The sequence below is a fragment of the Micromonospora sp. MA102 genome (assembly GCF_025460765.1).
Lineage (GTDB): Bacteria > Actinomycetota > Actinomycetes > Mycobacteriales > Micromonosporaceae > Micromonospora > Micromonospora halotolerans.
Map to the genome: position 1 here is coordinate 381,517 of NZ_JAMWEG010000003.1, position 19,263 is coordinate 400,779.

The 19,263-nt window shown below is 74.1% G+C and carries 15 protein-coding genes; 9 read left to right on the forward strand and 6 right to left on the reverse strand.

What is annotated here, in order from left to right; all coding sequences use genetic code 11:
- Window positions 1-322 precede the first annotated feature (322 nt).
- Genes NFX44_RS08390 through hemB form a run of 5 tightly spaced genes read left to right on the forward strand, consistent with a single transcriptional unit; the run spans window position 323 to window position 5,957 of the window.
- Entirely contained in the window at window positions 323-1,060 is a 738-nt protein-coding gene (locus tag NFX44_RS08390) for a redox-sensing transcriptional repressor Rex (RefSeq protein WP_262282935.1), read from the forward strand.
- Entirely contained in the window at window positions 1,057-2,418 is a 1,362-nt protein-coding gene (locus tag NFX44_RS08395; RefSeq protein ID WP_262282936.1) for a glutamyl-tRNA reductase, read from the forward strand. The genes NFX44_RS08390 and NFX44_RS08395 overlap by 4 nt, the downstream gene beginning before the upstream one ends.
- The gene (hemC, locus tag NFX44_RS08400) at window positions 2,415-3,383 is read left to right on the forward strand and encodes a hydroxymethylbilane synthase (RefSeq protein WP_262282937.1); all 969 of its coding nucleotides are present in this window, start codon (window positions 2,415-2,417) and stop codon (window positions 3,381-3,383) included. The genes NFX44_RS08395 and hemC overlap by 4 nt, the downstream gene beginning before the upstream one ends.
- Window positions 3,380-4,960: a bifunctional uroporphyrinogen-III C-methyltransferase/uroporphyrinogen-III synthase gene (locus NFX44_RS08405; protein ID WP_262282938.1), complete on the forward strand. Its 1,581-nt coding sequence runs from the start codon at window positions 3,380-3,382 to the stop codon at window positions 4,958-4,960. Before hemC ends, NFX44_RS08405 begins: the two co-directional genes overlap by 4 nt.
- Window positions 4,961-4,973: 13 nt before the next feature.
- A complete protein-coding gene (gene hemB, locus NFX44_RS08410) occupies window positions 4,974-5,957 on the forward strand; it encodes a porphobilinogen synthase (protein WP_262282939.1) in 984 nt (327 codons plus the stop codon).
- Here the strand turns inward: hemB and NFX44_RS08415 are convergent.
- On the reverse strand, window positions 5,951-7,111 hold the full coding sequence (locus tag NFX44_RS08415; protein WP_262282940.1) for a hypothetical protein: 1,161 nt from the start codon (window positions 7,109-7,111) through the stop codon (window positions 5,951-5,953). The genes hemB and NFX44_RS08415 overlap by 7 nt on opposite strands.
- A gap of 2 nt (window positions 7,112-7,113) precedes the next feature.
- Entirely contained in the window at window positions 7,114-7,545 is a 432-nt protein-coding gene (locus tag NFX44_RS08420; RefSeq protein ID WP_262282941.1) for a sigma factor-like helix-turn-helix DNA-binding protein, read from the reverse strand.
- A 605-nt stretch (window positions 7,546-8,150) separates the two neighbouring features.
- Here NFX44_RS08420 and NFX44_RS08425 point away from each other — a divergent pair.
- Window positions 8,151-8,690, forward strand: coding sequence for a helix-turn-helix transcriptional regulator (locus NFX44_RS08425; protein ID WP_262282942.1), 540 nt, complete (start codon window positions 8,151-8,153; stop codon window positions 8,688-8,690).
- Between the two features lie 32 nt (window positions 8,691-8,722).
- On the opposite strand, the gene NFX44_RS08430 is transcribed toward NFX44_RS08425, so the two are convergent.
- The 3 genes from NFX44_RS08430 to NFX44_RS08440 all read right to left on the reverse strand — a co-directional run bounded on the left by NFX44_RS08430 (window position 8,723) and on the right by NFX44_RS08440 (window position 14,453).
- Window positions 8,723-11,995, reverse strand: a complete 3,273-nt coding sequence (locus NFX44_RS08430) for a lamin tail domain-containing protein (protein WP_262282943.1) — start codon at window positions 11,993-11,995, stop codon at window positions 8,723-8,725.
- Window positions 11,996-12,089: 94 nt separating this feature from the next.
- Entirely contained in the window at window positions 12,090-13,106 is a 1,017-nt protein-coding gene (locus tag NFX44_RS08435; RefSeq protein WP_262283170.1) for a GNAT family N-acetyltransferase, read from the reverse strand.
- 72 nt (window positions 13,107-13,178) lie between these two features.
- Window positions 13,179-14,453, reverse strand: a complete 1,275-nt coding sequence (locus NFX44_RS08440; protein ID WP_262282944.1) for a lytic transglycosylase domain-containing protein — start codon at window positions 14,451-14,453, stop codon at window positions 13,179-13,181.
- 55 nt (window positions 14,454-14,508) lie between these two features.
- Between NFX44_RS08440 and NFX44_RS08445 the strand changes: the two genes are divergently transcribed.
- Both NFX44_RS08445 and NFX44_RS08450 read left to right on the forward strand, forming a co-directional pair.
- A complete protein-coding gene (locus NFX44_RS08445) occupies window positions 14,509-14,730 on the forward strand; it encodes a zinc ribbon domain-containing protein (RefSeq protein ID WP_262282945.1) in 222 nt (73 codons plus the stop codon).
- Between the two features lie 156 nt (window positions 14,731-14,886).
- Entirely contained in the window at window positions 14,887-17,685 is a 2,799-nt protein-coding gene (locus tag NFX44_RS08450) for an adenylate/guanylate cyclase domain-containing protein (RefSeq protein ID WP_262282946.1), read from the forward strand.
- A gap of 63 nt (window positions 17,686-17,748) precedes the next feature.
- Here NFX44_RS08450 and NFX44_RS08455 read toward each other — a convergent pair whose 3' ends face one another.
- Window positions 17,749-18,288, reverse strand: a complete 540-nt coding sequence (locus NFX44_RS08455) for a phospholipase (protein WP_262282947.1) — start codon at window positions 18,286-18,288, stop codon at window positions 17,749-17,751.
- A gap of 175 nt (window positions 18,289-18,463) precedes the next feature.
- On the opposite strand from NFX44_RS08455, the gene NFX44_RS08460 reads away from it, so the two are divergent.
- A complete protein-coding gene (locus tag NFX44_RS08460) occupies window positions 18,464-19,111 on the forward strand; it encodes a PadR family transcriptional regulator (protein WP_262282948.1) in 648 nt (215 codons plus the stop codon).
- Window positions 19,112-19,263 lie beyond the last annotated feature (152 nt).

Below are 19,263 nucleotides of genomic sequence, written 5' to 3' on the forward strand. Positions count from 1 at the left end.
GGGCTCTCCGGACGTGAGACGCGCCTCTCCCCGACGGTGACACAGCGCTACTAGGCGCGCGCGATTGGTCAGAGAAGTCGGGATTGAGCAATAATCGCCACGCGGTGCCGAGGGAGCTCGGTCTATCGATCTTGCAGGAATGGAGTGGCAGGTGGAGGCGCGTCGCGAGCTAGCAAGATCGCGATTTGTGCACCTCTTCACAAGCGCCTACTCTGTAGTTCCGACGCGCCCTGCTAGCACAGCCGGCAACATCGGTCGCAAGCGGGAGTCCCGGAACGACCTGCCACCGTCGCTGGTCGAGGATCGCACCGCACGGAGTCTCATGAGTCAGCACCGTCACCCAGGCGCGCCCGGCCGCGCCGGTGCCGTACCGGCGCTCCCGGACCTCCCGGAGGCGACCGTCGCGCGGCTCCCGGAATACCTTCGCGCGCTGCACGCGCTCGCCGACACCGGCCACGAGACGGTCTCCAGCGAGGGGCTGGCCAACGCCGCCGGGGTCAACTCGGCGAAGCTCCGCAAGGACCTCTCCCACCTCGGCTCGTACGGCACCCGGGGCGTCGGCTACGACGTCACGCTGCTGATCGACCAGATCGAGTCGGTGCTCGGGCTCACCCAGTGCCGCTCGGTCGCGCTGGTCGGCGTGGGTAACCTCGGTCACGCCCTGGCCGGCTACGACGGCTTCGCCAGTCGCGGCTTCCGGATCGCCGCGCTCTTCGACGCCGACCCCTCCCGGGTCGGTGAGGAGATCAACGGGCTGGTCGTCCGGCACGTCGACGAGCTGGCCCGGGTCGCCGTCGAGGAGTCGATCTCGATCGGCGTGATCGCCACCCCGGCGCCGGCCGCGCAGGCGGTCGCCGATCAGCTCGTCGCGGTCGGCGTGACGAGCATCCTCAACTTCGCACCCTGCGTACTCTCGGTTCCGGAAGGGGTCGACGTGCGCAAGGTCGACCTCGCCATCGAGCTGCAGATCCTGTCCTTCCACGAACACCGCAAGGCGTCGCTGACCGCACTCCCCGGCGGGCTCGCGGCCACCGACACCCAGGAGGCGATCGGCACGTGAAACTGCTCGTCGTCGGCGCGTCCTACCGCACCGCACCGGTCGCCACGCTGGAGCAGCTGGCGGTCCCGCCCGCGGACCTCACCCGCACCCTGGACCGCCTCGTCGCCCAGCCGTACGTCGCCGAGGCCGTGCTCGTCTCCACCTGCAACCGCGTCGAGGTGTACGCGGCCGTCACCGGCTTCCACGGCGGCCTCGGCGACATCTGCGCGGTGCTGGCCGAGCAGGCCGGCGCGCCGCCGGCGGCGCTCGCCGCCCACCTCTACGTGCACTACGACGCCGCCGCCGTGGACCACGTGTTCCGGGTGGCCAGCGGGCTGGACTCGATGGTGGTCGGCGAGGCGCAGATCCTCGGCCAGCTCCGCGACGCCTACCACTCGGCCAGCGGCGCCGACTCCGCCGGCCGGCTCCTGCACGAACTCATGCAGCAGGCGCTGCGCGTGGGCAAGCGCGCGCACGCCGAGACCAACATCGACCGGGCCGGGCAGAGCGTGGTCACCGCCGCCCTCGACCTGGCGGCCGACCTGCTCGACGGTGACCTGACCGGCCGGCCCGCCATGGTGATCGGCGCCGGGGCGATGGGGTCGCTGGGCGTGGCCACCCTCTCCCGGCAGGGCGCCGGCCCGCTCACCGTCACCAACCGCGGCGCCGCGCGGGCCGTCCGGCTGGCCGAGTCGTACGGCGCGACCGCCGTGCCGATGGCCGAGCTGGTCGACGCGCTCACCACGGTGGACATCGTGGTGGCCGCCACCGCGGCCACCGAGCCGGTCCTCACCCGCGACGTGGTGAGCCGGGCGCTGGCCCGCCGGGACGCCGCCCGCGGCCCGCTGGTCCTGCTCGACCTGGCCGTCCCGCGCGACGTCGAGGAGGGCGTCGCCGCGCTGCCCGGCGTCGAGGTGATCGACATCGACCGGATGGCGGGGATCCTCGCCGACGGCCCGGCCGCCGCCGACGCCGCCGAGGTGGCCCGCATCGTGGCCGGCGAGGTCGAGGCGTTCCTGAGCTGGGTGCGCGGCGCCGACGTCGCCCCCACCGTGGCGGCCCTGCGCGGGCGCGCCGACGACGTGGTCACCGCCGAGCTGCGCCGGCTGGCCCAGCGCCGCCCGGACTTCACCGACGACCAGCGCGCCGAGGTCGCCCGCACCGTGCACCGGGTGGTGCAGCGGCTGCTGCACCAGCCCACCGTCCGGGTCCGCCAGCTCGCGGCCGAGCCCGGCGGCGACCAGTACGCCGCACTGCTGCGCGAGCTGTTCGACCTCGAGGTGCCGCAGACCTCCCCGGTCGACATCGTTCCCGACGTGGTGGAGGCGGAGATCGTCCTGCCGGCCGACACCACCCCGCCCACCGGAGGTGCGCGATGACCGCCCCCCTGCGCCTCGGCACCCGGGGCAGCGCCCTGGCGATGGCCCAGTCCGGCCACGTCGCCGAGGCGCTCACCGCGGCCACCGGCCGCCCGGTCGAGCTGGTCGAGGTGGTGACCGCCGGCGACCGCTCCACGGCCCCGGTGCACCGGCTCGGCGTCGGCGTCTTCGTCTCCGCGCTGCGGGACGCGCTGACCGCCCGGGAGATCGACTTCGCCGTCCACTCGTACAAGGACCTGCCCACCGCGGGGGCGCCCGGCCTGCACATCGCCGCCGTGCCGCTGCGCCAGGACCCGCGGGACGCGCTGATCGCCCGGGACGGCCGCACCCTCGCCGAGCTGCCGCCCGGCGCCCGGGTCGGCACCGGCGCGCTGCGCCGCATCGCCCAGCTGCACGCCCTCGGCCTGCAACTGGAGGTCACCCCGATCCGGGGCAACATCGACACCCGCCTCGGCCGGGTGCTCGGCCCCGACGCCGACCTCGACGCCGTCGTGCTGGCCCGGGCGGGGCTCGCCCGCATCGGCCGGACCGATGCCATCACCGAGACCCTCGATCCGATGCTGATGCTGCCCGCGCCCGCACAGGGCGCGCTGGCCGTGGAGTGCAGGATCGACGACCATGACCTGGTCGAGCTGCTCGGCGTGCTCGACCACGCACCGTCCCGCGCCGCGGTCGTCGCGGAGCGGGCACTGCTGGCCACCCTGGAGGCCGGGTGCAGCGCACCCGTCGCCGCCTATGGCGAACTCGCCGAGGGTGACGCCGGTGAGGAGATCTACCTGCGCGGGGCGGTGATCAGCCCGGACGGCACCCGTGACCTCCGGCTGTCCCGCACCGGAACGCCCGCCGACGCGGCGGAGATCGGCAAGGCACTTGCCGCCGAACTCCTCGAACTCGGCGCCGACTCGATCCTCGGCCAAGAAGGACACACCGGCCCGGGGACCCAGCAATTTGGGAGCACAGAATGACCCGCACCCGTAAGCCCGTAGGCCGGATCGCGTTCGTCGGGGCCGGTCCCGGCGACCCGGGCCTGCTGACCCGCCGGGCGCTGGACGCCCTGGTCGACGCCGACCAGGTGGTGTACGACCGGGGAGTCCCCGAGTCGCTGCTCGAACACGTCCGCGCCCAGGCCAGGTCCGACGCCGAGTTCAGCCCCGCCGAGGGCGTGCCGGGGGACGTGGCGAAGGTGCTGATCTCCGCGGCCCGGTCCGGCCAGAACGCCGTGCACCTGGTCGCCGGTGACCCGTTCGGCCACGACTCGGTGGTCAAGGAGGTGCAGGCGGTGGCGCGTACCGCCGCGCACTTCGAGGTGGTGCCGGGCGTCGGCCAGGCCGAGGGTGTGGCCACTTACGCCGGGGTGCCGCTGCCCGGTGTGCGTACCGCCGCCGACGTCGAGGACGTCACCACGCTGGACTTCGACGCGCTGGCCGCCGCCGTGGGCCGGGGCTCCCTGGCCGTGGCCGTGGACGCCGGTGACCTGGCCGCCATCCGGGACGGCCTGCTGGCCGCCGGGGTGGACGGGGCCACCCCCGTCGCGGTGACCGGCGACGGCACCGGCGAGACGCAGTACACCACCACGTCGACCGTGGACTCCTTCGTGGCGGCGGCGCTCGGCTTCACCGGCCGGGTCGTGCTCACCGTCGGCGCGGGCGTCTCCGAGCGCGACAAGCTGAGCTGGTGGGAGAACCGGCCGCTGTACGGCTGGAAGGTGCTCGTCCCCCGCACCAAGGAGCAGGCCGGCGCCATGAGCGCGCGGCTGCGCGCGTACGGGGCCATCCCGTGCGAGGTGCCGACCATCGCGGTCGAGCCGCCGCGCACCCCGGCCCAGATGGAGCGGGCGGTCAAGGGCCTGGTCGACGGCCGGTACGCCTGGGTGATCTTCACCTCGGTCAACGCGGTCCGGGCGGTCTGGGAGAAGTTCGCCGAGCACGGGCTGGACGCCCGCCACTTCGGCGGCGTCAAGATCGCCTGCATCGGCGAGGCCACCGCCGAGGCGGTCCGCGCCTTCGGCATCCAGCCGGAGCTGATCCCCTCCGGGGAGCAGTCCTCCGAGGGCCTGCTGGCCGAGTTCTCGCCGCACGACGAGATCCTCGACCCGGTCGGCCGGGTGCTGCTGCCGCGCGCCGACATCGCCACCGAGACCCTGGCCGCCGGGCTCACCGAGCGGGGCTGGGAGGTCGACGACGTGACCGCGTACCGGACCGTCCGGGCCGCGCCGCCGCCCGCCGAGATCCGCGACGCCATCAAGTCGGGCGGGTTCGACGCGGTGCTCTTCACCTCCTCCTCGACCGTCCGGAACCTGGTCGGCATCGCCGGGAAGCCGCACGCGCGTACGGTTGTTGCGGTTATCGGGCCCAAGACGGCGGAGACCGCCACGGAGTTCGGCCTGCGGGTCGACGTGCAGCCGCCGCACGCCTCGGTGCCCGACCTGGTGGAGGCGCTCGCCGCCTACGCCGTCGAGCTGCGCGAGAAGCTCGCCGCCATGCCGGCCAAGCAGCGCCGCGGCTCGAAGGTGCAGGGCCCGACCGCCCTGAGGTTCCGCTGACAGGAGGCCCCCTATGTCGTACCCCGAGATCCGGCCCCGCCGGCTGCGCCGCACCGCGGCCATGCGGCGGCTGGTCTCCGAGACCCGCGTCGACCCGGCCGAACTGGTCGTGCCGATGTTCGTCAAGGAGGGGCTGACCGAGCCGCGGGCCGTGGCGTCGCTCCCGGGGGTGCTCCAGCACTCCCGGGACTCGCTGCGCAAGGCCGCCGTCGAGGCGGTCCAGGCCGGGGTCGGCGGGATCATGCTCTTCGGGGTGCCGGCGACGCGGGACGAGACCGGGTCGGGCGGCATCGACCCGGACGGCATCCTCAATGTGGCCATCCGGGACGTGATCGCCGAGGTCGGCGACTCCACCGTGGTGATGAGCGACCTCTGCCTGGACGAGTTCACCTCGCACGGGCACTGCGGCGTGCTCACCCCCGACGGTGACGTGGACAACGACGCCACCCTCGCGGCCTACGCCCGCATGGCGGTCGCCCAGGCCGACGCCGGGGTCCACGTGGTCGGGCCGTCCGGGATGATGGACGGCCAGGTCGGCGTGGTCCGCCGGGCCCTGGACGCCGCCGGGCACCAGGACGTCTCGGTGCTCGCGTACGCCGTCAAGTACGCCTCGGCCTTCTTCGGCCCCTTCCGGGACGCCGTCGAGTCGGCGCTCGACGGCGACCGGCGCACCTACCAGCAGGACCCGGCGAACCTGCGGGAGTCGCTGCGCGAGGTCGAGCTGGACGTCGCCGAGGGCGCCGACATGGTCATGGTCAAGCCGGCCCTGCCCTACCTCGACGTGGTGACGGCGGTCCGGGCCGCGGTCGACGTGCCGGTCGCCGCCTATCAGGTCTCCGGCGAGTACGCGATGGTCGAGGCGGCCGCCGCGAACGGCTGGATCGACCGCGAGCGGGTGATCCTGGAGACGCTCACCTCGATCCGCCGGGCGGGCGCGCAGATCATCCTCACCTACTGGGGTGTCGAGGCGGCCCAGCTCCTCCGCCAGCGCTACTGAACTCCGACCGTCACCACCCGGGCCAGCTCCGCGACGGAGTAGACCTTCCGGGGTGGGTCCGGTAGCTGCGCCCACACCACACGGACGGTGGTGTCGTCGACCCAGGCGGCACCCCAGGTCCCGCCGCCCGTCATGCCGTAGGTCGGGCTGGCCGTTCCGAGCGGCTGGTCAGCCCGGAGCTGCCCGGTAGCGGTCTCCAGGATCGCCAGCCGGTAGTCGAGGTCCCGACCGTTCGGGCGGCGGTAGGGGACCGCGACGAGGCTGCCGTCCGGGGAGAGCCGGACCGACGGGGCACACTCCCCGGCCACGGTCAGCCGCGACAGCCGGCTCCCGCCGGCGAGTCGACGCACGTCGAGCTGGCAGCGGGTCATGTCGGCCGGGCCGGTCACCGACACCACGCGGCCAGCCGTCACGTCGGCCGCGCGGAACGGCAGCTCGTCATCGGCGCCGGCCGGCACGGGAATCAGCGTCCTCTCCCGGCCGGTGGTCAGCTCGTGGGCCACCAGGCCCACACCGCCTCGGACCAGGTAGGCGTACCGCAGGTCGGCGCCGGCCAGCTTCAGGCCCTGTCCCTTGATCCGGACCTCCCGGCTGATCTCGACCCGATCGTCCGCGCTGAGCACCATGAGCCGGATCGAGAGGCCGGCCACGTCCGGGCCGTCCCTCCGTCGCGTACCGGGCATGAGGTCGGTGAGCTTGAGGCCGACGAGCCGTCCGTCGGACAGCGCGACGCTCTCCTGCCAACCGGCGGGCACCCGGTGCCGGACCACCGAGCCGTCGCCGCGCAACTCGTCCGCGACGCCGCCGACCAGACCGATCTCCGGGCCCGCCCGGTGCGGTCGCACCGTGCCGCCTTCACCACTCAGCATCAGCCGCTGCGCCGGCTCCACGGTCGGTGGCGTCCGGTCGGGAGCGGCCGGTGACGTCGACGGCGCGGCCACCGGTGGGGCCGGCCGGTGCTCGCGGACCAGCAGCGGCGCGGCGCCCCCGGTCAGGGCGATCAGCGCCACCAGACCGGCCACGCCGGTCAGGCTCCGCCGGCGACGCCGGACTCGGGCTCGACGGCGAATGGTCGCCAGGTCCGCCGGGTGCGGTCCGGTGGCGCGAGCGGCGCGGTGGACCAGCTCGGCCAGGTCCTCGGGTACGGCGTCCACGGTCACTCCTCCTCGGCCAGCGCGGCGCGCAGCTCGGCCAGCCCTCGGGAGAGGCGGCTGCGGACGGTGCCCTCGGTCAGATCCAGCACGGCGGCGGTCTCGGCGGTGGAGAGATCCAGCAGCACGCGGCAGACGATCACGGTGCGCCGGCTCAGGGGCAGCAGTTCCAGGGCCGACCGGGCGGCCAGCCCGGCGGGGTCCGGGGCGGCGGCCGCCGGATGCCGGTCCTCGGCGGGCGGCCGTTCCCGGCGCACCTTCCGCCACCAGGAGGTGGCCCAGTTCAGCCCGACCCGGAAGACCCAGCCACCCGGGTTGTCCAGCCGGCGCACCCGGTCCCACCGGGCGTACGCCCGGGCCATCGCCTCATCGGTCGCCTCCCGGGCCACCGCGGTGTCCCCGACGGACAGCGCGAGCGCGCGGTGGATCCGGTCCACGTGGTCTCGATAGAACTGCTCGAACGGGAGGTGCGAGGGCGTGTCGCGGTGGCGCGGCAACACGTCCGGCGGACCAGCCGGCGCCGAGGGGTGGCTTCCCATGCCCGGTACACGCTCCGAGGGTGGATTTCGTTCCCGGATCATGGCGGATGGAATGGCCAGTACTCGCGTCGGAGCCCGTCGGCGCGGCGGGGCGCGGGACAGGCGGCCATGCCGTGTCGCTGTGCGTTCCGTGGATCCGGGCCCCCCGACCCTCACCCCCGCCCGCTTTGCTCTGCAGCCATCGGCGCAGCGGCAACCCTCCGTGTTCGCTGCTCATGTGGCTGCAGAGCAAAGCCGGGGAGAGGGTGGACCACGACGGCGAACGCGCGCCGCTACTCGTCCGGATTGCGGCCTTCGGCAGCGTGAATTGCCCGCACAGGTACCGAGCGCGTCTCACGCGGGCCGACGCTCGGCCTTCATTGCGTTCACCAGCGTTTCCCGGCCACGGGACAGGGATGGGGACGGATCGCCGGCGTCACGCGGCCTGTCCACAGCCACCGGGGTTGTCCACAGCCGGACCGGTCGGGGTTGCCGCCTTCGGGGCATGCGGAGAGTGTGGCCGCATGAGCGCCCCCACCCCTGCCGAGCCGCCCACGATGCTCACCGACCCCTTCGACATCCCGTGGCCCGCCCCGGGCATCGTTCGGGCGATCCGCCGTCGGGCCGACGTCAGCCAGCGGGAGCTCGGACGCGTTGCCCGGGTCCATCCATCGACCATCGGGCGGATCGAGGCCGGCACGCTGACCCCGAGCATCGCCATGCTGCGTCGGATCATCGGCGTGGCCGGGTTCCGTCTCGCCGTGGTCGACGAGTTCGGCCGGGTGCTTGCGCCGATGCGGGACCGCGACGACCTGCGAGACGGCGCCGACCGTCGATATCCGTCCCACCTGGATGTGATCGCCGACCCGGAGCCGGGGGAGTGGTGGGCCGACCTCTACGGGCTGGCTCGCCCGCCGGAGACCTTCTACCGGGACCGGGCATACCGCGACGCCCTCCGCCGGCGCAGTCAGTGGGAAGTGCGCGTGGCCAAGTACCGGGGTGTACCGCCGCCGCGCGACCCGCAGCGGTGCGGATATCGCAACGGCCCGCCGCCCGGCTGGTGAGCCGGACGACGGGCCGCTCAGCGGTACGACCGTCAGTCGTCGTCGCGGATGGTGCCGACGCCGGTCACGTCGGCGAGCCGGAGGCCCGGCACGCCCGCCACGTACAGCTTGAGCTGCTCGTCCGCCTCGCGCTTCCGGTCACCGCGGACGGTCACCGGGAAGGTCAGCGACGTCTGGCCGGCGGCCAGGGTCTTGCAGCCCACGTACGGGTCGTAGTCCGACCCGGCCTGCGCCGTGATGCCGTAGGTGGTGGCGCAGATCAGGGCCGGCGCGGAGAGCGGGCGGGAGACGGTCACCGTGAACGTCATGGTGCTGTCGCCCTTGTCGCCCTCGGCCACCGACGCGTCGGAGACGCGCAGCGACGCGCGGGAGTGGAACCGGGCCACCTGCGGGTCGTGGTCGCTGGCACCCCGGTCGCCCAGGCCCTCGGCGTCGGTGGGGTAGTCGGCGTTGATGTGGGCCGTGCGGACCTGGACCAAATCCTCGTGCAGCGGGTCGTTGACGAAGAGGTTGTCCAGCGTCTGGGCCTGCCCGTCGAAGGTGTACGAGTACGCCGCCGCCGGCACGTCCGCCACCAGGTCGTCCCAGAGGTTGTGCAGGCCGGCCTCGTACAGCGGGGCGAGCTGGTCCGACGGCGTCGGGTTCGCCCCCGTGGCGATCGGGTCGTCCGGGCGCGGGAAGACGTTCAGGTCGCCGCCGTAGATCACCCGCGCGTTCGGGTCGGCCGACTCGACGGCCTGCACCAGCGCCGCGCCGTACGCGGCCTGCTCCCGCCGCTGCCCGACCCGGCTGTCCGGTCCGGACGAGAAGTGGTTGGTGGCCGCCCAGAGCGTGAAGTGCTCCGCCGAGCCGGGCGCCGCCGCCACGGTGAACCTGGCCAGCTGGACGGCCCGGGTGTAGACGTTGTTGCCGTCCACCCCGGTCGAGCGGTCCACGTCGGCCGGCAGCACGGCGTTGAACCCCTTCGGGTTCTGCACGTCGGCGTTCGACGGCAGGGCCGCCGAGCGGTACTGCACGGTCGGCGCCGAGCCCAGCAGCGGGTCGGCTGCGCTCGCCTGGTCGAGCGTCAGCCGGTCGGTGCGGTAGAGGAACGCCGAGGCGATGCCCCGGGCGTCCGCGCCCGTCCGGTCGTACGCCGCCGCGTAGGCGGGACCGCCGTTGGCCGCGATGGCCAGCGCCAGCTCCTGGACGGTGTCCGGCGCGCCATCGGCGTTGTTCGTGTCGCCGCAGACCAGCTTGCCGTCGGCCACCGTGCAGATGTCCTGGTCCTCGGCCTCCTGCACGAGCACCAGGTCCGGGCTGTGCAGGGCGCCGGTGATCTGCCGGGCCTGCACGCCCAGCTTCTCGGTGTAGGCCGCCTCGCTGGCCGGCACGTAGTCGAACGGCGGGTTGACGCCCGTGCAGCCCGGGTTGCCGGTGAAGTCACAGCCGTCGAACGGATCGTCCCGGTAGTCGTACAGGTTCTCGACGTTGTAGGTGGCGACCGCGACCTCGCTGCCCCGGTCGGCCGGTCGCGGCGGGTTGTTCTCCGCCGGGTCCGCGCCGCCGGTCAGCGTGAGCTGCTCGGGCTGCACGCTGTACTTGCTGAACGCGTACGAGATGGCACCGTAGGCGTCCTCGGTCAGCGTGTCGTAGGTGCGCGCCTCAGGTAGCAGCGCCGTCGAGTCCCCGGCGGTCGCCTTCACGCCGCCGGCGCCCAGCAGGATCCGCTGGTTGTTGCCGTTGTCGAAGAGCGTGCCCGGGATGTCGTCGAGCGGGTGCGCGTCCCGGAACACCCGGCGGGCGTACGGGTCGGACCGCTTCATGATCGGGTCCTCGCGGTCCAGCACGTAGATCTCGGAGTCCAGGCTGGACGCGAAGATGTGGCGCGGGGCGGAAACCCCGCTGCCGGAACGGACCCGCATCCGCTCGCCCTCGTGCCGCTCCCAGAACAGCCCGGCGGCGGCCGCGTCGGCCGGCGGCCGGGCGTCGTCCACCCGGACGGCGGTGTCCACGTCGAGGCCGGAGTCGAGCTTGCGCACCAGGGAGGCGCTGGAGAGCTGGGTCTGGTTGAAGTACTCCGAAACCCGGCCGCGCAGCACCACCTCGTCGCCGACGGTCGGGGCGTAGCCGCCGATCAGCGTGGTGAACGAGCCCATGAAGACGAAGATGCCGTCCGAGGTGAGCGCGTCCCCGTCCTCGGTGCCGGTGCGGCTCTGCAGGTAGAAGCCCCACTGGTCGGCCCCGGCGGAGGTGCGGGTCAGCGACTTCTGGGTGATGACGCCGCGGACGTCGTACAGCAGGGAGCTGGTGCCGTTGCCGCTGGCCGGGGCGAGCGGCGACCGGTCGGTGCGGCCGTCCTCGTCGTCACCGGTGGGGCCCTGCACCTCGCCGACCGACAGCACGGCGGTGGCCTGCACGGTCAGCGTGCAGGTGGCGGTGCCGCCCTCGGCGTCCGTCGAGGTCACGGTGACCGAGTAGGCGCCGGCCGGCAGGCCGGTGGCGGTCAGCGTGGCGGTGGCCGTGCCGCCGGCCGCGGCGGCCGGCGTGAACGCGGTACGGCTGATCGAGCCGCTCGCCGGCGCCGGGTCGACCGCGGTGACCGCGAGGTCGGTGACGGTGTCGTCGGCGTCGGTGGCGGTGACCTGGCGGGTCGCCGTGGCGCCCGCCTCGACGGTCAGCGTGCCGCCGCAGGTCAGCGTCGGCGCCTGGTCGACCGGGCCGCCGTCGTCGGTGTGGTGGCTGCCCAACCCGTCGAAGGTGTCGGTGGCGAAGCCCTCCCACTGCACGGCCGGGTCGAACGCGTTCGACGGGTCGGTGTCGCCGGCGCTCACCGAGGGGAGCCGGCGCAGCGTGTTGTCGGCGGTGCTGGTGAGCCCGGTGCCCCACTCGCTGCCCGGGTCGACGCCGACCTGGCCGATCGAGTCGACCACCGTCGTGCCCCTGCGCAGCACGATCGCGTCGTCGCCGTTGTAGAGCGAGCCGCCGTAGGTCTGGTCGGCCTGGGCGAGGATCGCCGGCGCGGCCGTCGAGGCGGCGAAGACGAAGACGTCACCGGCGGCGACCGTGCCGGTCAGCGGCACGTTGGTCGACGTGGTGGCGCCGTTGAAGAACAGCTGGAGCTGGTAGCCGGCGGCGGCCAGGTCGATCGGCGCGCCGGTGCCGTTGTAGAGCTCGACGGCCTTGTTGTTGGACAGGCCCTCGACGTACTCGGAGATGAACAGGTCGGTGGGCGCGGCGCTGGCCGCGGGGGGTGCGATCCCGATGGCCGTGACGGAGACGGCGGCGGTGGTCGCGAGCGCGGCTAAGGTGCGGCGCGGGCGCATGGAGCCTCCACGATGGGTGGACAGGAACTAACGCACGTTAAGGGCCGTTCCGGTCCGCCGTCCATCCCCCGGGCAGCCGTTTGATGAATATCCGTCAGCGCTGGCTGTCGAGCCGGTGCACCAGCTCGGCCACGTCCACGCTGTATTCGCACCAGTCCCGGTCGGGCCGGTAGCCCAGCTCCGCGTTGACCTTCAGCATCGCCTCATTGGCCTGCGCGTTCCAGGTCTGCACCTCGGCCAGCTCCGGCTCGGCGGAACGCAGCTCCAGCAGCATCCGGGCCTTGATGGCGCGATCGATGCCGTAGCCCCGGTGGTCGCGGACCACGATGGTGTCGTACTGGTCGGCTCGGGTGGGGTGCTGCGCCGGCACCACGACCTCGGTGAGCCCGGCCACCTCGCCGGTCTGCTCGTGCAGGGCCAGCACGATGTACGGCTTCATGCCCCGCCGGTGCAGCGTGTCGAGGCTGTCCCGCAGCCGCTGGGGGTCGTAGGAGCTGGGCCGCAGCTCGCCGTCGTCCACGTCGCGCACCTCGGCCTTGGCCCGCGCGTACGCCTCGATGAGGTCGTCCGGCGGCCCGCCCGGGCAGAACTCGACGTGGTAGCCGGCGCCCACCTCGGTGGCCATCTCGGCCAGCACCGGCCACTCGACCGCGCCCAGGTCGAGCACGCTGCGGGTCTCGACGTATTCCCTGGTGAAGCCGAGCGCCTCGTAGAACGCCACGGCCGGGGTGTCGCCGACCACCTCCACGCCGATCGACTGGAAGCCCTCGTCCCAGACCCGGCGGGCGGCCACCCGCACCAGCTCACGGCCGAGCCCGGTGCGCCGCAGCGCCGGGTGCACCAGCACCTCCAGCACGCCGATGCCGCCGAGCAGCAGCACGTGCACGTGGCCCAGGATCGCCCCCGGCGTGCCGTCGGGCGCCGGATCGGCCTGGTAGATCCAGGAGATCCGTCGCTCACCGGGCATCACCTCGGAGAGGTATTCCCGCATGGAACTCTCCCGCCAGGGCGGATCCTGCGGCAGGTCGGTCGCCAGGACCGCGTTCAGCGTGTCCAGGAGCGACGCGATCTCAGCGGACGACGCGGTCCGGGGGTCCCACTCGCGCACCATCACCCGTCTAGCTTGCCGTCAACAGCAGCCCGGGGGAAGGGTCCAGTCCGCGAATGTATGCAACCGGTCACGTCACGTACCGCTCAGCCGTCCGTACTCGTCGGCCTTGTTGAAGACGTCCTGGGCGTAGCGGCGCACATCGTTGTAGGAGAGGATGGCGCCCCACCAGTCGCCCGGAATGGTCATGTTCCGGCCGCCCTTGCAGAGGTAACGGCCGGCGGCCAGGGCGGCGTCGTCGATGTCGTGGGGGTTCTTGACGCCGTCGTTGTCGGCGTCCGCGCCGATCTCCTGCCAGGTGCTCGGGATGAACTGCATCGGGCCGAGCGCCTTGTCGTAGACCGGGTCGTGGTCGAGCTGCCCCTGGTCGGTGTCGAGGATCTGGGAGCGGCCGCCCTGCCCGTCGAGCGGGGCGCCGACGATCTCCGGCGCGGCCACCCCGTCGGGCCGGAGGGTGGCCTTGTTGGCCGAGCCGTGGCGGGACTCGACGTAGCCGATCGCGGCCAGCGTGGTCCAGCTCAGCTGGCAGCTGCGGTTGGTCTGGGCGAGCACCAGCTCGGCGTAGCCGTACGCCTGCATGGCGACCGGCGGGATGCCGGTGGCGGCGCTGACCTGCTGCGCCCAGGTTGCCAGCGCGTCGGCCGGGCGGCCGGGGGCCGGAGCCACCGGCCCGGTCGGTGTGCCGGTGGGGACGGCCGTGCCGGTCGGGCCGAGGGTGCCCGGCAGCCCGGTCGCGCCGGGGCCCACCGGCACGCCGGTCGCACCGGGCACCACACCCGCCTGGGGTACGCCCTGGACCGGGGCGTTCGTGGTGGCGTCGACGGCCACCGGCTGCGGCTTGCGGACCGCCGCGGGCACGAGCAACGCACCGGCCGTGGCGGTGGCCGCGACCAGGGCGAGCAGGAAGAGGCCGGGCAGGGTCGTGCGCCCGCTGGGACGGCGCGACCAGGCGCGGGTGGCCCGGGCCGCGCCGACGGCGAGCCGCCGGGGCGGTGGCATCCGGACCGCGTGCGCGAACGGCACCCGCCGCCGCCGGCCGGCCGCCGGCTTGTCCGCCGAGGCGGCCTCCCCACCGGCCGGCGTCTTGTCCGGATCGGCCGACTCCGCCTTCGGCTCGGCCGACTCCGTTTTCGGCTCGACCGGCGTCGCCTTCGGGTCAACCGGCTCCGTCTCCGGCGCTGGCGGCTCGGTCTTCGGCTCGGCCGGCTCCGTCTTCGGGTCGGCTTCGGTGCGGCCGGCCCGGGCGGGTGTCGCGTCGCGGCGGGGGCGGGGCACGGGGCCGGCGCCGCCGTCGGGCGGCGCGGCCGGTCGCAGGGGCCGAATCGTCGATCGCTGCTCGCCGTCCGCCACCCGTCGAGTATCACCCATGACCGCCGGGGCGTCAGGTCCGCCGTACCCTGGTGGCATGCCCCGCTACGAGTTCCGCTGCCGCGCCTGCGGCGACACCTTCGAGGTCAACCGCCCGATGGCCGACGCCGGCCAGCCGGCCGCCTGCCCGCAGGGACACGCCGACACGGTGAAGCTGCTCTCCGCCGTCGCGGTCACCGGCCGGGGCGGGTCCGGTCCGGTCGGCGGGGCGTCCGCCCCGGCCGCCGGTGGCTGCTGCGGTGGCGCCTGCGGCTGCTGACCGGCCGCCCATCCTCGGCCCGCCGGTCGACCCGGCTTGCCGCCCGTGTGATCCTTTGGCACCTTGGGTCGGAATCTGCCCGGCCGTTCTCACGATGCGTGACCGCGTGACCATAGGGCAGCATGAGACCGACGTCACGGGGCGGAGGTTCCACGCATGTCGCCACGGATCCACCTCCCGAGCGGCTGGGTGACCTTCGTCTTCACCGACATCGAGGGCTCCACGCGACTGGCCCAGCTGCTCGGTCCGGGCTACCGCCCGGTTCTGCGGGAACACCGCCGGTTGCTGCGCCACACGCTGGCCGGCACCGACGGGGCTGAGCTGCTGACCGAGGGCGACTCGTTCTTCCTCGCCTTCCCGGACGCGGGCGCGGCGGTGCACGCCTGCCTCACCGCGCAACGCGCGCTGGCCGACCACGACTGGCCCACTCCGGAGGCCGCCCCCCGGGTCCGGATGGGGCTGCACACCGGTTACGCCGAGCCGCGCGACGGTGAGTACGCCAGCCCCGAGGTGCACCGGGCCGCCCGGGTGGCCGCCGCCGCCCACGGTGGACAGGTGCTCTGCTCGGCGGCGACCGCCCGGCACGCCGACCCGCTGCCCGACGGCGCGTCCCTGTTGGACCTCGGGCTGCACCGGCTGCGCGGCTTCGACGACCGGGAACGGCTGTTCCAGCTCGTCGCGCCCGGCCTGGAGCGGAGCTTCCCGCGGCCGCGTACCGCCGACGCGGTGGCGCACAACCTGCCCACCCAGGTCACCTCGTTCGTGGGCCGGCAGGCCGAGCGGACCGAGCTGCGGCGACTGGTCGAGACGTACCGGCTGGTGACCGTGCTGGGCGCGGGCGGGGCGGGCAAGACCCGGCTGGCCGTGGAGCTGGCCTCCGGGGTGGTCGAGGCGTACCCGGACGGGGTGTGGTTCGTCGACGTCGCCGCGGTGACCGACCCGGGGCTGGTGGCGTTCGAGATCGCCGCCGTGCTCGGGCTCCGTCCGGAGCCCGGCCGCCCCATGGTGGACACCCTGGTCGAGTACGCGGCGGCCCGGCGGATGCTGGTGGTGCTGGACACCTGTGACGCCCAGCCGGCCGCCTCGGCCGAGGTGATCTCCCGGCTGCTGGCCGGTGGGCGGGGCGTGCGGGTGCTGGCGACCAGCCGCGAGTCGTTCGGCGTACCCGGTGAGGTGGTGTGGCGGATCCCGCCGCTGTCGGTGGACCCGGGCCCGGACGGCGGGGCGAGCGACGCCGTGGCCCTGCTGCTGGACCGCACGGCGGCGGCCCGGGGCGGCCGGTCGCCGGAGCCCGCCGAGCAGGCCGACCTGCGCCGGGTGGTCCGCCGGCTGGACGGGCTGCCGCTCGCCATCGAGCTGGCCGCCGCGCGGCTGCGGGTGCTGTCGGCCGGGCAGCTCGCCGAGCGCCTCGACGACATGCTGGGCACGCTGGACGCCGGGCGGGAGGAACTGGACCCGCCCGTGGTGGAGGCCGGCTGGACCGGCAACCAGCAGGACACCGTCGACCTGGTGGCCGCCGCGATCGGGGCCGCTCCGGTCACCCCGGCCAGCCGCGCGGTGCAGCGGTCGGCGAACGAGCGACACCTGACCATGCAGGCCACGGTCACCTGGTCGTACCGGACGTTGGGGGCGCGCTCGGCCCGGCTGCTGCGGTGGATGGCCGTCTTCGCCGGCCCGGTGGACCTGCCGACCGTGCAGTGGCTGCTCGACGAGGACCCGCTGGACCCGCTGTCGGTGCTGGTGGACAAGTCGATGGTGCTGGCCGAGCCGCGCGCCTCGGGCAGCACCTACCGGATGCTGGACCCGATCCGGGCGTACGCGGCCCGGCGGCTGATCGAGGCCGGCGAGGAGCAGACCGCCCGGGACCGGCACGTCGCCTGGTCGCGGCACGCCCTGGAGCGCGCCCACCTGGGCCCGGACGGCCGCCCGGTCACCCTCTCCCTGTACGCGCTCGACCCGCTCGCCGGTGAGCTGCGGGCCGCGTTGCGCTGGTGCGCCACCGGTGGCAGCGCCCGGTCCGGGCTGCGGCTGGCCGGCGGGCTGGACCAGTGGTGGCGGGAGCGGGGGCTGGCCCGGGAGGGACGGCTCTGGCTGTTCCGGCTGTACGGCCGGATCGCCGAGACCGGGGAGTCGATCCCGGAGGCGGAGCTGGCGGCGGCGTACCACATGCACTCGTTGCACGCCGGGGCGGACGGCGAGTTCGCCGAGGAGCTGCGTTACTCGCAGCGGGCCGAGGCGGCCGCCCGGCAGGCCGGCGACCTGGGTCTGCTCGCCCGGGTGCTGGCGGGAAGGGCCGCGCCGCTGGTGGACATGGGCCAGTTCGTCGAGGCGGAACGGGTCTGCCGGGAGGTCATCGACTGGGCGTACGAGCAGAACGTGGTCTCCGACGCGCTGCTCGCCGTCTACAACCTCGCGGAGCTGTTGTGGCGCCGGGGCGCGCTGGACGAGGCGGCCGAGGTGCTCGGCGCGGCCCGCCCGGTGGAGGCGGCCCGCCCGGTCGAGCGGGGTCGCCGCTCGGTGGACATGCTGCTCGGCCTGGTCGCGCTGGCCCGGGGTGACCTGGTCGCCGCGCACGAGCATCTGCTGGTGGCGCTCCGCTCCCGGATGAACCACGGCTACCTGGGCCGGGCCTGCGACACCTTGAACGCGATCGCGGTGCGCTGCGCGTTGGGCGGCGAGCCGGTGACGGCGGCCCGGCTGTTCGGCGCGGCCCAGGCCACCCGGGCGAGCCTGCGTGCCACCCCGGGGATCCACGGACCCTACTGGCTGGCCCGGCAGGCGGACCTGCGGCGCTCCCTCGGTGACGCCGCGTTCGACGCCGCCTGGGCCAGCGGCGCCGCCCTCCGCCTGGAGGAGGCTGCCGCCCTGGCCCTCGACCTGGAACACCCCGACCTGACCACCCCGCACAGCCCTCGCTTCACGACCCCCGCGCCGCGGCGCTCCACCGCGAGTTGACCGGGAGGTTCGCGTCGCGGTCGGGCTCCGCGGCGACGCGAACCTCCTGATCGGCGGGGCGGGTCAGTGCCGGGCGGCCGCGCGTTCGGCGTCGGTCTTCATCCGCGCGGCGCGGTCCAGGTCGGACTGTTGGACGGCGGCGACCGACCCGAAGACGCTCACTGCCTGGTAGTAGGTCCAGGCCAGGCTGTAGCAGGCCGGCCGCACCACGGTGTTGTAGGTGGCGCAGACCCGCTTCAGGTCCGCGTAGAAGGCGCTGTCGAGCCGGGACTTGTTGGCCGGGAAGATGCCCATGGCCTTGTGGTTGCGGTAGCCGAAGTCGTGCCGGTAGCAGGAGAGGCTGAAGTTGAAGCCGAGCGGGTTGTCCGGGCTGGACGAGCAGTAGTCGGTCGACCAGTCGAAGGCGTACTCGGTCCAGGGGGCCCGGTTCACCCGGGCGGAGTTCCAGGCGGTGTAGCTGCTGGCGCTGGTCTGGGTCCAGCTGGAGAGCACGGCGAGCTTCTGCTCGCGGCTCACCGCGGCGGCGGCGGGGGTGGCCACGCCGATGGCGGTGAGCAGGGCGATCGTGCCGGCGGCGAGCAGGGTGGTGAGACGTCGGGACACGGTTACCTCCCCGGGGATGTGGGGCCTCGTGTCGACGATTGTCGATCAATGGCGGAACCGCGGGCGATGCCTCGGGTGACGTGTTGGTGACATGCGTCGAAACAGACGAATGCCTTGCGCCCGGGTTCACCGGCCATATACTCGTCTACGAGTAATCGCTCACGAGGAGGCGGCGGTGCCGAAGCGACGCCCGGTCGGGAACCTGCTGGCCCTCGCCGTGCTCGCGGCGCTGGTCGAGCGGCCCCGCCACCCCTACGAGATCGCCGCCGTGCTGCGCGCCCGCGGCAAGGACCAGGACATGCCGATCAAGTGGGGCTCGCTCTACACGGTGGTGGCGAACCTGGAGCGGCACGGCCTGCTCGCGGCGGTGGAGAGCGGCCGGCAGGGGCGGCGTCCCGAACGCACCGTCTACCGGATCACCGAGGCGGGGCGCGCGGAGCTCGTCGACTGGACCCGGGAGCTGGTCGCCGTCCCGGAGCGGGAGCAGCCCCGGTTCGAGGCCGGCCTGTCGGTGCTGGGTGTCCTCGGGCCCGACGAGGCCCTGGATCTGCTGCGGCAGCGCCTCGACCGGCTGGAGGGCCAGCTCGACGCGCAGCGTGCGGCGCTGGCCGGGCACGCCCGTGAGGTGCCCCGGATCTTCCTCATCGAGGCCGAGTACGACCTGGCCGTCCGGGAGGCCGAGGCGACCTGGGTGCGCGGCCTGCTCGACGAGCTGACCACCGGCGCGCTGCCGGGGCTGGCCGAGTGGCGGGCCTGGCACGAGACCGGCGCGGTGCCGCCCGAGTGGGTGGACCTGGCGGAGAGGGGGACCGAGCCGCATTGACAGCAGGCCCCGGCGGGGTGCGGGAACACCGCCGCCGGGGCCCTGACCTGCGAACCGAGACCGCGGGAACGGCAACCCGGCCGCAAGGTGGCAACCGTAACGATAACCGGGCTTCCGTCCCCGGTTCGGTTCGTGCCCGTACGACCCGAGAC

Bases quoted from the DNA above. Each gene is read 5' to 3' on its own strand.
- NFX44_RS08390 (WP_262282935.1), top strand. From the start codon at position 323: ATGAGTCAGCACCGTCACCCAGGCGCGCCCGGCCGCGCCGGTGCCGTA.
- hemC (WP_262282937.1), top strand. From the start codon at position 2,415: ATGACCGCCCCCCTGCGCCTCGGCACCCGGGGCAGCGCCCTGGCGATG.
- NFX44_RS08405 (WP_262282938.1), top strand. From the start codon at position 3,380: ATGACCCGCACCCGTAAGCCCGTAGGCCGGATCGCGTTCGTCGGGGCC.
- hemB (WP_262282939.1), top strand. From the start codon at position 4,974: ATGTCGTACCCCGAGATCCGGCCCCGCCGGCTGCGCCGCACCGCGGCC.
- NFX44_RS08425 (WP_262282942.1), top strand. From the start codon at position 8,151: ATGAGCGCCCCCACCCCTGCCGAGCCGCCCACGATGCTCACCGACCCC.
- NFX44_RS08430 (WP_262282943.1), bottom strand. From the start codon at position 11,995: ATGCGCCCGCGCCGCACCTTAGCCGCGCTCGCGACCACCGCCGCCGTC.
- NFX44_RS08435 (WP_262283170.1), bottom strand. From the start codon at position 13,106: ATGGTGCGCGAGTGGGACCCCCGGACCGCGTCGTCCGCTGAGATCGCG.
- NFX44_RS08445 (WP_262282945.1), top strand. From the start codon at position 14,509: ATGCCCCGCTACGAGTTCCGCTGCCGCGCCTGCGGCGACACCTTCGAG.
- NFX44_RS08450 (WP_262282946.1), top strand. From the start codon at position 14,887: ATGTCGCCACGGATCCACCTCCCGAGCGGCTGGGTGACCTTCGTCTTC.